This window comes from uncultured Paracoccus sp. (genome assembly GCF_947487305.1).
GTDB lineage: Bacteria > Pseudomonadota > Alphaproteobacteria > Rhodobacterales > Rhodobacteraceae > Paracoccus.
Genome location: NZ_CANKWH010000036.1, coordinates 1 through 14,481 on the forward strand (window position 1 = coordinate 1; position 14,481 = coordinate 14,481).

14 protein-coding genes and 2 pseudogenes are annotated in these 14,481 nt (G+C 61.8%); 10 read left to right on the forward strand and 6 right to left on the reverse strand.

Annotated elements, in window-relative coordinates:
• Positions 1 to 468, forward strand: a 468-nt coding sequence (locus Q1A36_RS20255; RefSeq protein WP_299847811.1) for an amidase family protein, incomplete at its 5' end; no start/stop codon positions are given.
• Positions 469 to 498: 30 nt separating this feature from the next.
• Positions 499 to 936, forward strand: a complete 438-nt coding sequence (locus Q1A36_RS20260; RefSeq protein WP_299847813.1) for a hypothetical protein — start codon at positions 499 to 501, stop codon at positions 934 to 936.
• A 375-nt stretch (positions 937 to 1,311) separates the two neighbouring features.
• Here Q1A36_RS20260 and Q1A36_RS20265 read toward each other — a convergent pair whose 3' ends face one another.
• From Q1A36_RS20265 to Q1A36_RS20280, 4 genes are all read right to left on the reverse strand, one after another.
• Positions 1,312 to 3,147, reverse strand: coding sequence for a Hint domain-containing protein (locus Q1A36_RS20265; protein ID WP_299847814.1), 1,836 nt, complete (start codon positions 3,145 to 3,147; stop codon positions 1,312 to 1,314).
• Between the two features lie 306 nt (positions 3,148 to 3,453).
• Positions 3,454 to 4,455, reverse strand: coding sequence for a MarR family transcriptional regulator (locus Q1A36_RS20270; RefSeq protein WP_299847815.1), 1,002 nt, complete (start codon positions 4,453 to 4,455; stop codon positions 3,454 to 3,456).
• A gap of 163 nt (positions 4,456 to 4,618) precedes the next feature.
• Entirely contained in the window at positions 4,619 to 5,077 is a 459-nt protein-coding gene (locus tag Q1A36_RS20275) for a type II toxin-antitoxin system VapC family toxin (RefSeq protein ID WP_299847818.1), read from the reverse strand.
• Complete coding sequence (locus tag Q1A36_RS20280) at positions 5,074 to 5,310, reverse strand: hypothetical protein (RefSeq protein ID WP_036743548.1); 237 nt, start codon at positions 5,308 to 5,310, stop codon at positions 5,074 to 5,076. The genes Q1A36_RS20275 and Q1A36_RS20280 overlap by 4 nt, the downstream gene beginning before the upstream one ends.
• 41 nt (positions 5,311 to 5,351) lie before the next feature.
• On the opposite strand from Q1A36_RS20280, the gene Q1A36_RS20285 reads away from it, so the two are divergent.
• Positions 5,352 to 6,413 carry a tyrosine-type recombinase/integrase gene (locus Q1A36_RS20285; protein WP_299847820.1) on the forward strand — a complete coding sequence of 354 codons (1,062 nt, stop codon included), beginning with the start codon at positions 5,352 to 5,354 and terminating at the stop codon, positions 6,411 to 6,413.
• A gap of 234 nt (positions 6,414 to 6,647) precedes the next feature.
• On the opposite strand, the gene Q1A36_RS20290 is transcribed toward Q1A36_RS20285, so the two are convergent.
• Entirely contained in the window at positions 6,648 to 6,998 is a 351-nt protein-coding gene (locus Q1A36_RS20290) for a hypothetical protein (protein WP_299847822.1), read from the reverse strand.
• A gap of 265 nt (positions 6,999 to 7,263) precedes the next feature.
• Between Q1A36_RS20290 and Q1A36_RS20295 the strand changes: the two genes are divergently transcribed.
• The 5 genes from Q1A36_RS20295 to Q1A36_RS20315 all read left to right on the forward strand — a co-directional run bounded on the left by Q1A36_RS20295 (position 7,264) and on the right by Q1A36_RS20315 (position 12,067).
• Positions 7,264 to 8,622, forward strand: coding sequence for an AAA family ATPase (locus Q1A36_RS20295; protein ID WP_366141615.1), 1,359 nt, complete (start codon positions 7,264 to 7,266; stop codon positions 8,620 to 8,622).
• Complete coding sequence (locus Q1A36_RS20300) at positions 8,619 to 9,635, forward strand: ParB N-terminal domain-containing protein (protein WP_299847826.1); 1,017 nt, start codon at positions 8,619 to 8,621, stop codon at positions 9,633 to 9,635. The genes Q1A36_RS20295 and Q1A36_RS20300 overlap by 4 nt, the downstream gene beginning before the upstream one ends.
• 220 nt (positions 9,636 to 9,855) lie before the next feature.
• Complete coding sequence (repC, locus tag Q1A36_RS20305) at positions 9,856 to 11,136, forward strand: plasmid replication protein RepC (protein ID WP_299847828.1); 1,281 nt, start codon at positions 9,856 to 9,858, stop codon at positions 11,134 to 11,136.
• A gap of 79 nt (positions 11,137 to 11,215) precedes the next feature.
• On the forward strand, positions 11,216 to 11,566 hold the full coding sequence (locus Q1A36_RS20310; protein ID WP_299847830.1) for an antitoxin Xre/MbcA/ParS toxin-binding domain-containing protein: 351 nt from the start codon (positions 11,216 to 11,218) through the stop codon (positions 11,564 to 11,566).
• 6 nt (positions 11,567 to 11,572) lie between these two features.
• Positions 11,573 to 12,067, forward strand: coding sequence for an RES domain-containing protein (locus tag Q1A36_RS20315; RefSeq protein ID WP_299847832.1), 495 nt, complete (start codon positions 11,573 to 11,575; stop codon positions 12,065 to 12,067).
• Positions 12,068 to 12,220: 153 nt separating this feature from the next.
• Here the strand turns inward: Q1A36_RS20315 and Q1A36_RS20320 are convergent, their stop codons facing one another.
• Positions 12,221 to 12,520, reverse strand: a complete 300-nt coding sequence (locus tag Q1A36_RS20320; RefSeq protein ID WP_299847833.1) for a hypothetical protein — start codon at positions 12,518 to 12,520, stop codon at positions 12,221 to 12,223.
• On the opposite strand from Q1A36_RS20320, the pseudogene istA (Q1A36_RS20325) reads away from it, so the two are divergent.
• Together istA (Q1A36_RS20325) and istA (Q1A36_RS20330) are read left to right on the forward strand one after the other, a co-directional pair.
• Positions 12,519 to 13,509 (forward strand): annotated as a pseudogene (gene istA, locus Q1A36_RS20325) (IS21 family transposase); the annotation flags it as partial. The gene Q1A36_RS20320 and the pseudogene istA (Q1A36_RS20325) overlap by 2 nt on opposite strands.
• Before the next feature lie 127 nt (positions 13,510 to 13,636).
• Positions 13,637 to 14,371 (forward strand): annotated as a pseudogene (gene istA / locus Q1A36_RS20330) (IS21 family transposase); the annotation flags it as partial.
• Positions 14,372 to 14,481 lie beyond the last annotated feature (110 nt).

Consider the following 14,481-nt stretch of genomic DNA (forward strand, 5'->3'; position numbering starts at 1 on the left):
GGGGAAGGGTCACATGGGTCAAATCTCAATGGAAATTACGCGCCAACCCGGGTCAGTTCTGGGTGGAAATCAACAGGTTACGAGGTCAAAAGAGCACCGGTGCCCTTTGGCGATCCGGGCGAAGAAGGATTCGCTACAATCGAGAAAAACCGGGAAAAATTTTCAATCGAAGGTTTTCGGAACGCCGATATCTTCGTTCTTCCAACATTCTCCTCTCGGATACCGAGAGTCAGCGAGGCAATGATCGATCCGTCCCAAGGGCTGTCCGCTGAACAAACGGCATTTGCCAACTACTACGGGCTGCCAGCGATCTGCGTTCCAGTTGGCGTTGACAGTTACGGCATGCCAATCGGCCTTCAACTTGTAACCCACTCAGGGGGCGATGCCCAGCTCTTAGGCCTAGCACAGCAAGTCGAGCAGTCCGCTGGATTTGCCATGCAACTTCCACGTATCCAAAAGGATTCCTAGACAAAGAGGTGTGAACTGTCGCGGTTGACGATGTTTGATCAAGCCGTTCAGCCCGCCGCGCGCCTTGGGCGAGCGGCGGCGATCGAACGGCTGGTCGTCGTCATCGCCGATTGCCAGGAACGTGACCTGCGGTTCATCCTGTCGGCGGTGCCGGAAGACATTTGCGCCGGAGAGCCTGCGCCTGATATTCGCGGCGTAGACCAGGAGGCGGGAAATTGGGGGGCGCTGGCAAGCGATGACGAACTGCGAGCCTATTTCGTCGCCTGCGGTGACCGCCTCGCCAGAGACGGGCTTGGCCCGCGCGGCAAGATCAGGCTGGCCCAGAGACCGATGGCGGACATGAGCCACGAAAATCTCGCCACGGTTAGGACCGGTTTCTGCGGTCGCTTCGCATGGCAACCAACTGGTTCCTTCTCCCTGTCGATCCGCGTCTATGATCCGGTAGAATACAGGTGCGCGACGCGGTAAACCTCAACAGCCGAGACGAGGCAAATTGACACATGGCCTGTCCAAACAGGCAAGTTTACCTAAGCTGTTATCGAAGCCATATTGTGGCGATATAGTTCTGTCCCCCCCGAGGAACGAGTAAGCCTCGCCTGTTTTGGCGGGGCATTTTTGTTTTCAACGCTCCAGTTGGGTGGTTGCGAGTAGCAGATGCCTGACATTGGACGTGGAAAGGTTTGCCGGGGACGGGCAGTGGCTACCCAAAAGTTCGGTTTCCCGGTTCCTGCAATCACCGCGCGGCCAGTTAGCCCCTGCCCCTCCGTTCGCAGACTCCGGGGCTGAATTCTCTGCCGAGATCACGCCCGGGCCGTGAGACGTCCTCCACAGCCTTGCGACTGGTCACACAGTCTTGCCCTCTCCGCAGGCCTCTCCCACCAACGGCTTGCGGTTCTGCAGGTGACGCATCGCCAGTTTTCGGCCCTGGCGGCCGGTCACCAGTTCCCGCGCCGGCACAGGATCATGCTCAGGAGCGCGAAGTTCAGGGAATATCGCGAAGATTTCTGCCAACGCCTCCGGACCAACCGATTTCAGCGCCTCGGCACCGGTGAAGAGCGATTCCGTTTCCGCGCCATTGGCCAGAACAATCTGGTGATGGTCAAAGAGAAAGTGGACATAGGTCACCGCGTCCAGTTCCAGAGCGACGTCGATGCCCTCAATCTGGCACAGCTGCTTGGCGGCTACCAGCACCTCGTCGGCACCGAACATCGTCCGGGCGATGCGCGAGCGCACGACGACCCGGTGCTGCGGCGAGACGACAAGGTCTGCCGTTGGCCGGTCCGCGCCAAGCGCCCCCTTGCGAATGCGGATCGGGCGCAGCTTCGGATGCGCGGCCAGCATCGCCGCGTCCAGCCGGCGCGCGCCGATCCAGCGGATCGCCTGCAGCCCGGCATCCCGTGTCTCGACCAGATCGCCAACCTTGAGATCGCCCGCCGCCACCTCGCCCGAGGCGGTGCGGATGCCGGCATCGGCGGCAAAGCAGAGGACATTGGTATTGTCCCAGGTCAGGTTGGACCCCGCCACCGCCGAGCCGCCATTGCGGATGGTCAGCCCGCCCGCGGATTGCAGCACGCCATCGGCCTGATCGGCCCTGAGCCAGCCAAGCGGCGTGGCATAGTTCGTGCCATTCGCCAGGTTATAGGCGGCCAGGTTGGCGGCGTTGTAATAGCCGCTCAGATCGACGAAATCGTTATTCGCCTGATTGCCATCGGCGATGTTCTGTCCGGTCGCGGTGTTGAAATCGGTGATGATATCGGCATCGCCGGCCAGGAAGGTGTCGAAACCCTCGCCTCCGGTCAGGCTGTCCGTGCCCGCCCCGCCCTCGAGCCGGTCATTGTCGGCCCCGCCGCTCAGGCTGTCATTGCCGGCCCCGCCGCGCAGCGTGTCGTTTCCAGCGCCGCCGAACAGCGTATCATTGCCGGCCTCGCCCAGAAGCGTGTCGGTGCCGGCCCCGCCCTCGACGATATCATTGCCCGCCCCGGCCGAGACCGAGTCATTGCCCAGGCCCGCGCGGATATAGTCGTCATTGCCGGTCATGCCCGGCAGGATGGCGTCATTGGCATCGACCCGGTCGCCGGCGCCGTCGATATAGCCTTGACCGATGACGTTGTTGCCGTCGGTGCCATCGACATAGCCATCGCGGAAGGGCAGCAGATTGCGTTCCGCCGTGATCCCGCCGAAATCGCTGATGTTCGAGGGGTTGTTCGGGACCGACACCGAGATGATCGGAAACTCGGTGATCGCCGGCTCGCCCGGTTCGCTGCCGGTGACCGGCGGCGGCATCAGGAAGACATTGCCGTTCACATCCTGGATCAGCCGGATCGGCACGGTGATCGTCCGGGTCGCGCCGCCACCGATCGCCTGGACCACCGAGACGTTATAGACCCGGATGGTCGAATCCGCCTGCAGCGTATAGGTCGTGTCGTTCAGCGTGTAGGTGATATTGTCCAGCGCCCCAGTCCCGCCCGGCTGGTTGTGGTTCAGCGAGACGGTATTGCCGGTGCCCCGGTTGTCGTTCAGCGTGACCTGCGTGCTCTGCGAGAAGAGCGGCGTCCCGGCACTGCCAAAGACCCGGTTCCCCATGACCCCGCCGACATTTTCGGCGGTGTTGTTGGTCTCGGTGGGATCCATGTCGGCCAGTTGGCCGAGATACAGCATCTGATAGGTATAGCTGGGCACGAAAATTGCCTCCAATCAAAAAACTACTGCACATACGTGCGCGGTGGCCATCGAGACATTGGCGGTGCCGTCGCTAATGCACCGCCCACTGGGGCCTGAACGTAGCTCTACATATCAGTGACGCCGGAATTCTGCTATCTATCGTTTTCGGCAGTCGCAAAGGTGCCGTTGCAAATCGGCTACTCGATCGAGACGCCTCGCCGGTTTTGCGCGATATTTTTCGCGCTACCGAGGATCAACCGAGTTCACCCGAATATTTCGCGTCGCGTGACACAGACGATCGGGCCCGGACTTTGGCCGTCGTGGTCACAGCATCGCCGTCCAAAGCCGGTAGCGCAGCCCCCCGGTGACGTCCCGCACCAGTCCCGCTGCCTGCAGCCGGGTCAGCATCCGCTCGACGGTATCGCGGCTGCACCCGGTCCGTTCGGCCAGATCCATCGCCAGCGCCTGCGGCGCGGCGGCCAGGGCAATGATCACCCGCCCCGCGTTGTCACCCTTTACCCGCGAAAGCGCCCGGCCGGCCCGGTCCTGCCAGTCCAGCAGCCGGAGGACCAGGTGCCGGGCCTCGGCGCTGCCGGCCGCCACGGCCTCGCACCAGCGGGCGAGCTGATCCGCCGGCGACCCGCCGAGCGGCCAGACCCGGCGTCCCGCCGAGCCGAGCGGCACGAAGACCAGGGCCGAGGACGATGCCGCCATGTGCCGTGCCGCCCAGACCGCCGATTCCACCAGATTGCCCTCGGGCGAGAGATCGCAGAGCCGCCAGAGCGCCCGGCCAGAGGCGGCGCGGGTGATCGGATGCAGGTCCGAAATCGGCGCCATGAACCCGGCGAACTCTGTCGCCGCGGCATCGAACTCCGCCCCGGTCAGACGCGGACCGTCGACTCCGGCAAAGCCGGTTCGCGCGACCGCGTGCAGCCCGAGAAACCCGCGCAGGTCATCGAGCTTGCCCTGCCCCTCCAGTCGGCGCAGCGCCCACCGGCCGAGCCGCAAGCCGTCAAGATCCAGATCCGCCCCGGCATCCATCTGATCGCGGCCGAGGTCGTCGGGCGCGATCGGGCAGCCCTGCGCCCAGAGCATCATGCCCACCTCGTTCAGCGCCAGCCGGCGGCGGATCGCAGCGACCAGATCAGCCCCCTCGATCATCTGCATCACCCCGTCGACCTGGCCCATGGCCTGGGCCGCGCGGGCCAGCGGCCCGGCGCAGGCGGCTTCCGCCTTGCGCCAGGCCTCGGGCCGGATCAGCGGGCGCTGATCGGCCCTCGGCAGAGGTATCCGGTCCCAATCCTCGTCGGTTTCGTCCCAATCCATGCTGTCCATCCTGTCGCTAAGCCGCAGAATACCACCGTATTGCGGTTCACTGAAGACATGCCTTTCAGGCGTGCATTACTGTCGATAAGATGCCATTATCGACAGTGTTGTGATCAAGCGAAAATTCCGCTATCACGGGCGGATAAACCGGTCGGAGAGAGCGTCAATGCGCCGCAGAATCGCTGAGCAGGCGAACGAAGGGCGCGGCCTCGGGCACCGCCGCCGCGGCCCGGACAAAGCGGCGATCCGCGGTCACCACCGGCACCTTCTGCCGCATCGCCAGGGCGAGATAGCTGCAGTCATAGACCGGATGATCCAGGAGCAGCGACAGCTGCAGCGCCCGGGCCGTCAGCGAGGCATCCTCTGCGCCCTGGCGCAGCGGTGCCCGGGTGATCAGGTCGAGGGCATCCGCCGCCTCTTCCGGCCGCAGCCGCTGCCGCCGCACGGCCGACCACAGCGCATTCGCGACCTCGACGAAGATCAGGGCCGGGGCGTAAAGCACCCGTCCGTCGAGCAGCGCGACGGCAGCGTCGCTGCCCTCTTCCTGCAGCACCCATTTCAGCGCAGTGCTGGCATCGACCACACAGGGTCCGGAGACGGGACCGGCAACGGCGTCGCTCACGCGCGCGCGTCCCGTCCCGCGCGCACCAGCGCCGCGCTGTCGGTGCCGCGATCGAGGCGGGCCCGCAACCGGGCCGCCGCCGCTGCGAAGTCCTCGGACTGGCCGGGCGTGCCCAGCACCTCGCGCAAGAGCATCCGGTGCTCGGCCTCGACCGAGCGGCCATTGGCAGCCGCGCGCAGCCGCAGGGCCTGCGCCGTGGTTTCGTCGACATCCCGCACGATCAGCTGTGCCATGGCTGGTTCTCCATCAATTCGTTATCAATGATAGCAATCAGATGTCACGACTTCAACCCCTGCCCCTTCCCGCCTCGCTGACGCCCGCCGACCAGGACGCCCTGGCCGAACTCTTTCGCCGTGGCACGGCCGAGAACACGCTTCGCGCCTATGAACAGGACCTGGCCTATATCGGGGCCTGGAAGGCCGCGGCCTTCGGTGCCGCACTCGCCTGGCCCGAGGAAGAAGCGGTGGCGCTGCGCTTCATCCTCGATCATGCGCGGGATTTGCGCGACGCCACCGGGCCGGCCCGTGAGGCAGCCGAGGCTCTGGTGGCCGCGGGACTGAGGCGCGGATACGCCGCCCCTGCCCCGTCGACACTGGATAGACGCATCGCCAGCTGGCGCGCCTTCCACCGGATGAAGAACCTTCGCTCTCCCTTTGACGCGCCGCTGATCAAGGAAGCCCGCATCAAGGCGCGGCGGGCCGCAGCCCGGCCGCGCCAGCGCAAGTCCGAAAATCCGATCACCCGCGAGGTGCTGACGGCAATGCTGGCCACCTGTCGCACTGGCGCGAGGCGCGATCTGCGCGACCACGCCGCCCTGGCGCTGGCCTGGGCCAGCGGCGGGCGCCGGCGCTCCGAGGTCACGGCGCTGAACGTCGACGATATCGACTCCCGGCCAATGGCGGAGCGCGGGCTGATCCGCATTCGCCTCTTGCACACCAAGACGACCACGCCCGATCAGGCGCCCTGGCTGCCGCTGAAAGGGTTTCCGGCACGCTCGGTGCTGGCCTGGATCGAGGCCGCCGGACTCACCGGTGGGCCGCTCTTCCGCCCGGTCAGCCAAGCCGATCGGGTGCTGAAACGTCGCCTGACGCCGGGCGGGTTTCGGGAGATCGTGGCGCACCGGCTGGAGCTGGCCGGCTATCCGCGGGACTTTGCCAGCCCGCACGGTTTGCGCTCGGGGTTTCTGACCCAGGCGGCGCTGGATGGCGCACCGCTCGCCGCCGCCATGCAGCTCTCGCTGCACCGCGATCCGGCGCAGGCGCAGAAATACTATGCCGATGTCGAGATCGAGGATAACCCGGCGACGGATTTGCTTGAGCGGTTTCAGCCCGATTGATCGTGGCCCAGCAGCGCCATCCCTGCATTCCGCGCGGCCTTGATGTCGCATGTCGGGGTCCAACGGCAGCCGCGCCCTGCCCTGTTGCCGCGCTCATCTGATCGACAACCGATGCCGTCAATTCCGCGCCGACCATCCGTGACAACGGGTGTCGCCGAACTTTTCTCCTGGCGATGCGTCATTCCGCGCGAACGCAGAAGACCGGCGCCTGTTCCTCTCCGCAACGCTTCGCAGTCAGTTTGGTCGTGCTTCGGCCAGCTGCAAGGTGACCATCATTGCAATGCGAAGACGGAGAAGAGCAATGACCACGAACTGAACCAAATTCACCGGCGCCGACGTCGGATCCGCCAAGGGCATCGTCTTCATTTCGACCCTACCGTCGTCGTCGAATTCACGGTTGAAACTGTCGCGAGCTCGAACCTGATGGCTCCCACGCACTGTGTCCTCAGCAGCTCCCCGCGCGGAAAGCTGGTCGAGTGCGGCGGTATCTGAGAGAAGCAGAACAAGGAGACCGGCGCCGACAACTTCACGTTGATGCTCCGCGACCATGGCCTCAACGCCAACTTTGGCAAGGCCGCGAACCAAGACGATCTGTCCCTACTGGCCGTCATCCCATAGGGGTCCAAGGAAGCCGAGTTATCTGCAGAATCGGGCCCGGCGTTTTTCGGGCCAATCACCCTCAAGACGATCTTGAACGCGTTCAAGATTAGGTGGTTTTAGCTCTCACTGCCTCTAATCGCACTCCTGAAATCAGGTAGGAGCGTGGTATCTTCCAATTGCGCCCGTAATAGTGCTACTATCAGAGTTGAAACGAGTCGAACTCGGAATCAACCGAAGTCGGGGCAGTGATATGAGCGGAAGTCTAGAACAGTTTTTGACCGACCTGTCACGAGGTCTGGAGCGCACAATGGTCGCCGTCAACAAAGAGTTGACGCTGCGCCATCGTATCAAACGTACTTGGTCGATGCGACAGTGCGCACGCTTCCTGAACGTCAGCATCCAGTACTTGACCAAGTTTGCGAACGGCAATGATGACTTTCCAAAGGGTGAGTACATTGGTCGCGAGCGTGTCTTCAATCTTAATGAACTGATGCATATGCGCGCTTTGATGGCGGCCTCTGCAAAGCGACCTTTTGATTATCTTGCTTGGCGCAAGCCGGGCGATCCGCTTCCTGTTATTTCATTTGCCAGTCAAAAGGGTGGCACCGCCAAGAGCCTCAGCGCTGCACATTTCGCACAGTATCTCAGCCTTCACTACGGCATGCGCGTTGGCGTCATGGATGCGGATCCGCAGAGCACGATCACACTGTACTTTGTAGGCGGTGAGGCTTTAACTCAAATGCCTACTGAGGAAACGCCATCGATGGTGGACTTTGCGGGTCTCTTCCAGTCTGAGGATTCGCCGTACACGGATCACTCTGCGGAGGTGCTGGATAGCTTCTTCTTGAAGACTTCCTGGCCGGGACTTCGATTGGTGCCGGCGCACGGAGAGACCTCTGAAGGCGAGATTCAGATCGCGCGCTTGGTTCGCGAAGCTCCAGCGGGGAAAAGCTTCTATCGCTACCTTCGTGATGCGATTGATTGCTGGAAAGAAGCGCATCCTCCTGCAACAGCTCCAAACGAACTGGCGACGGATGGAAAGGTAGATTCTTTCCGTCTCGAGCGAGCGCTGAACGAAACGTTGGATTGCATCATCATCGACTATCAACCGGCGCTAACGCTTTTCCAGCTTAACAACGTGATAGCCTCTTCCTCCCTCGTCATTCCGCAGACCATGAAGGGGTTCGACATCGCAACACTGTCGACCTTTGTCACCGGTTTACTCGGCATGCTGCAGCACATCTTAGCGCATGAGCGCATCGATATTGGCTCAGGTGCCAACATGTTGTTGCCAACGATCGTGCAGCGTTCCAACGGCCAGGATCTCAACCACATCGGCAACCTTCTCGAGCACTGCCCGACGGAAATCCTGCCCGTGTTCTACCTACGATCAGACGCGATTTCCAACGCTTCAGACCTTTACCAGTCCGTTTACGAATATGAACCTGACACGCCTGGCAAACGAAAAGGTATCAATAGGTTTATCGAGAACGCCGACGCGGTGAACGATGCGATTGTCAGCCGTCTATGGCCAGGCCTCGAACGTGGATACGCGAATGCCTGGATGGACACGTTCTATGACGACGATGACGGGGAGAACGCAGCATGAAGCGAACTATCCCGAGGTCGCTGATTTCGAAAGCCCTAAACCAATCGACTGAGCCGAACGGCAATGACGATGACGCGAAGGTGGACGCTGGACCGAATCCTACAGCTGCCGCATTTAAGGGAGCGGGAAGTGCGTGGAAGTCCGGCGCGCTTTCTCAATCGCAGGCAGCGGTAGAGCAGGGGCGCGCGCAACTGGTCGATGATATTCTGAACGGCCGTCACGAACTTAAGATTTCACCGGAACAAGTGGATGATCCGATTGGTTCGGATCGTCGTGATGATTGGATGGCACAAGAGGCCTTCCAAACGCTTCTCAGGAGTATCGAAGTCAACGGCCAAGACACACCAATCCTAGTCTGGCCAGAGGATCCGAATTGGAAGCCTGACCCGCTGAACCCGACAGGCGTCGACCATATCCGCTTCATCATGCTGACTGGAAGACGCCGTCATGCCGCAGCGAAGACCCTGGGGCTGAAGCTCCGAGCAATCTTAGCGCCCCCAGAAAAGCGAGACGCAGAAAACTCGCAGTTTGAGATGCTGTTCCTTCGTTTCCGGGAGAACGAGGAAAGGGAAAACCTTAGTGCCTTCGAACGCCTGCTGGCTATCGGAGAGATGTACGAGACGCTTCGTGACTCCGGCGAGAAAACTACTGCGGTGGCGTTTGCGGCACGTATTGGTGTCCATGAGAGTATCGTGTCGCGCGGCCGCGCCGTTTTCGGCGCTCGAGATCAAATCTTGAATGCGTTCAAGAACCCATACGACATGAGCTTCCAGGATCTGCAAAAAGCGCTGGTCAGCCTTGAAGGCAAACCAAAGAAGCAAGTCAGAAAGTCCGCTCAGAGACTCACCGCCAAGCGCAAGGTAGGGAGCCGCAATCTCTCGCTCACGTCAGTGAACGGCAATCTCTCGATCAAAGCCGCAAGCGTACCGCTGAGCCAAGAGAAACTTGAGGAGTTGAGCGATCTGATCGCCGACTTCTTGGCCAAGGATAAGGAGGTTCCACCGGCGGGCTAAAGCCTGACCAGATTTGCATCTCCATACAATGAGGCAACGAGCAAGAAGGAAAAATGTGATCTAAAGGCAAAAGAAAAGCCCCCAAGCTGAGGGCCTGAGAGCTAATCTTATTGGTTTGGTCGCCTTCAAGATAGGTCTCTCTCGAATTACTGTCAACAAGAACGCCACCTCGGCGAACGGCTTTCTTTTGTCTCCACATAACTGGAGGCGAGAAACAGGCATGAAACATACAGGTTGGCGCAAGCCGACACCGGGTCTTGGCATTGCAGAGCAGCTTGCCCAAGCCGGTGAACAGGTCGCTGTACCCAAAACTCGGGCCTTTGTGGCCGTGAAGCGGGTCGGTGCATACATTGGCCTCAAGGCCGGAGACATGATGCTCCTCGACACGCTCGGGGCCTTCACCCAAGCCCAGGACTGGGAGGAGGGGCAGCGCCCGATTGTCTGGGCGTCGAATGCCTACCTGATGGAGCAGACGGGCTTCTCGCTTTCCGCACTCAAGCGCCATGCACGGCGTCTGGCCGAGATCGGCGTGATTTCCTTTCAGGACAGCCCTAACGGCAAGCGGTGGGGACACAGGGACGCAGAAGGGCGCATCCTCGAGGCCTACGGCTTCGATCTGTCGCCACTCGCAGCCCGCGTCGAGGAGTTTGAAGAGCTTCATGTCGAATTGCTGGCAGAACGCGAGATCTGCCAGCGCCTAAAGCGTCAGATCACGGTGGCGCGCCGGATGATCCGCGCGCGTATTGAGGCGGCTGTCAGCAGCGCGCTGCGTGGGCCTTGGACACAGTTCACGGGGTTCTTCGAGGAGCTTCTGGAGCGGCTTCCGCGCCGTCATGAAGCGTCCGAACAGCTTGCCCGACTGCTCGGTTGGTTCAAGGAACTTCAGGCGCGGGTTGAAGCCGCCTATCTCAAGGCTACTGAGGCCACCGGGCCTGTGGAAAACACGCCTGAAACCACGGCACAAGTGCCCGAGAAGACTCAAGAAATGAACCCCAGGGAGGTCATTACCGACCCTCATATACTAATTACAAACCAACTTAATCCTGTAATCAGTAATTCCTCAGAAGATGAGGAAGTCGCGGCCGTGGTGCACAATGCTCAGCCCGAAGATCAGGTTGATCGGGAGCTGGAAGAGTGGGTGGCCGAAGTTAGCAAGAAGCGGGTAGCGCTGGATCTGCCGACGGTCCTGCAGGCTTGTCCGGAATTCGCGTCCTGGGCGCGCAATCTGGAAGGGTTTGTCAAGGATTGGGGAGATCTTCACCGGGTTGCGGGCCAACTCAGGCCAATGATCGGGGTGTCGGAGCATGCCTGGAACGTGACGCAGGACAGGTTGGGTAAGCAGGTGGCGACAGCGGCGTTCGCACTTGTCTTCGAAAAGCACAATGCGGGCGAAGTCGCGTCTCCGGGAGGCTATCTGCGCGGTATGGTCGAAAAGGCCGGGGCAGGGGAGTTGCATCTCGAGCGCAGCTTCTACGGCAGACTGAGCGGGCAGGCGGCGTGACGGTGCACCGGACGACAGTGTCGGTATTGATTGCCGCACATAATGACGCTATATCCTGTCAAGATAGGTGGAGTTCATCATGCAGATCGAGTCTTTCGCCGAAGATGGTCTCTTTGCCCCTGCCCGTATCGCCGAAATCCTGCGCACGACGAAGGATGAAGTCGCGCGGACCGTCGGCCTTGGGCGTGATGCGTTGATGCGTGCCGACCGGGTTCAAAGTCCGAAAACCCAGAAGCGCCTTCGCGAGATGGTCGAGATCCTGAACCGGGTCGAACCGCGCTTCGGTTCGGCCTTGATCGCCTATGCCTGGTATCGGTCGGAACCACTGCCGGGATTTAGTGGCCTGACCGCGATGCAATTGGTGCGTGATGGGCAGGCCGAGGCGGTGATGGACTATATCGATGCCGTCGATGCGGGCGTCCACGCCTGAGGTCATATGCGTTATCGAGGACTGCTTTACCGGGCACTGAATCCGATCTACGCCCGTGACCCGTTGTCAGGGGAGGGCGCGCGGAAACGTGGCGGGCGCTTCAATCCTAAGGGCATGCCTGCGCTTTACACCTCGCAATCGGTCATCACTGCCCTTCGAGAGGCAAACCAGGTCGGAACCCTTCAGCCGACGACACTTGTCGCCTACGAGGCCGATATTGGTCCGATTTTCGACGCGGCCGATGCTGCAGAACTGGCAAGGTATGGAATGACCATGGCTGACCTTGCGGCAGATGATTGGCGCACGCGCATGCTGACCGAGGGCAGGGCGCCGGCCAAGGTCTTGGCAGAACGGCTCAAGGCCGCTGGATATCTCGGGATGCAGGTTCGATCCTTCGCAAAGGGTGCAAGTACGGAAGACCTGAATCTCGTCCTTTGGGTTTGGACATCCGGCGGGCCCTCGCGATTGCAGCTTGTCGATGATGAAGCGCGGCTTGGCTGATCTGCGCGGTGGTCACGACAGTAAGGATGTCCCCATAGGGCGGATTTTGGACCATCAATGTCCTGCATGGCGGATGTCACGGCGCTGTCGATCGCGCAGTGTCGCCTCACGGAGGTGCGTCGCTGACGTAGTCATGGCGAGTCGTCAACCTGGTCAGGTCAGCTGGGCCTCGTCCAGCAACGCTAGGGATCCGTCGGGCAGGGGCCGTTGAAGCTCCGAAGCGGGAGCCCAGTTCAACCAGGCCGTCCAGTCGTCGGGCTGGGTCAGGATTACTGGCATCGCCTTTGGATGGATCGCCCGGACCTCGGCATTCGGTTCGCAGGTCAGGAAGGCATAGATGTTGATTTCCACCCAGAAGTGAGCCGGATAGGCGGGTAATTTCCACTGAGAATTGAGCCATGTGAACCTTTCCCCAAAGCGATGAGCGGCGGGGGTAACGGGAGTGATCCACATGGGACTTTTGAACATAATCCGACGCATGCACTTGCGGCAGAAGCTGTCGGTCCGCGAGATCGCACGGCGCACCGGCCTGTCGCGCAACACGATCACCAAGCACTTGGCGGCTGACACGATCGAGCCGAAGTTTGCGACGCCGGATCGGCCAAGCAAGCTTGATCCTTTCGCCGAGAAGCTGGCTGGCTGGTTGAAGACGGAGGCCGGCAAGTCGCGCAAGCAGCGGCGGACGCTGAAGCAGATGCATGCCGATCTCGTCAAACTTGGCTTCACCGGCTCCTACAACCGGGTTGCGGCGTTTGCACGGCAATGGCGGACAGATCGCCAGCGCGAACAGCAGACCACGGGACGCGGCACCGTTGTTCCGCTGTCCTTTCGGCCGGGCGAAGCGTTTCAGTTCGACTGGAGCGAAGACTACGGGCATCTGGCTGATGATCGCACCAAGCTTCAGGTGGCGCATATCAAGCTGTCGCATAGCCGGGCCTTTCTGTTGCGCGCCTATCCGCTGCAGACCCACGACCTCAGCCATCGGGCTGGGACCGGTGGCGCCACGATGGCTTCGATATTTGACGCCCACTGGCACGCGTTCCGTGTGTTTGGCGGCGTGCCCGAGCGGGGTATCTACGACAACATGCGCACGGCGGTGGACCGTGTCGGCCGCGGCAAGGAACGGCAGGTCAACATCCGCTTCCTCGCCATGGCCAACCACTATGTCTTCGAGCCGGAGTTTTGCAATCCGGCCGCAGGCTGGGGCGAGCGATCGTGGCGCCACCGGTTCAAGCCCGATGGCGAGCGGACAGGTCGAGAAGAACGTTCAGGACTCCCGCCGCCAGGTCTTGCAGGGGATGCCGGGCTTTTGCGACCTTGCTACGATGAACGCCTGGCTGGAGCAGCGCTGCCTGGAGGTGTGGCAGGAGACCCCGCACGGCACGCTGCCGGGCACCATCGCCGATGTCTGGGCCGAGGAGCGGGCCGCACTGATGCCCCTGCCACCGGTGAGAACGGCGGTGCGAAATTAGTCCACGTTAGCGGCGGCATGGTGCTGCTGCGGGCGGCGTAAAAGTCGTCCACCTATTCCCTTTCTGCGTCAGCAGGGAGGGCGTGAGGATTTACAGCGTGGACCTATATCTGAGAGTTCGCCAGGCTTGCGCGGAAGGCATGAGCCAGCGGGAAGCAGCGCGGATGTTCAACATCTCGCGTGACACGGTTGCGAAGATGATGTCCGATAATCCCGATATAGGGGCCATCTGCCAGTCCAGATTCTTCACGGCGACGCTGCCCTCGGACGTCAGGCCGATCATCGAGGGCTGGCTGGAGGCGGACCGGACCATGCCGCGCAAGCAGCGGCATACGGCCAAGCGGGTGTTTGACCGGCTGCGCGAGGAATGCGGCTTCAGCGGCGGCTATACGATCATCAAGGATGGAGGCCGCCAGCCCGCCACCGGTTCAAGGGCAAGGCCGACGATTCGGGAGCGGGAACGCCGTGGGCAGGAAGTGTTCGTGCCGCTGTCGCATCCGCCTGGCCATGCGCAAGCCGACTTCGGCGAGGCTCTGGTCCGGATTGGCGGTGTTGAGCAGAAGGCCCACTTCTTCGTGCTGGACCTGCCGCACAGCGACGCGTGCTATGTGCGGGCCTACCCTGCGGCGGTGGCCGAGGCCTGGGTGGACGACCACATCCACGCCTTTGCCTTCTTCGGGGCGGTTCCGCAGTCTGTGCTCTACGACAACGACCGCTGCCTGGTGGCGAAGATCCTGCCGGACGGGACGCGCAAGCGAGCCACCCTGTTCAGCGGTTTCCTGTCGCATTACCTGATCCGGGATCGCTATGGCCGCCCGGGCAAGGGCAACGAGTGAGCCATCGAGGCGCCACCGGTTCAAGCCCGAGGTGACGTCCATGGACGTGGTGTAGCTTGCGGTGGCCATCGGGTTTCCCGGTAGGGTCGGGTTGCGAGAACCAACCT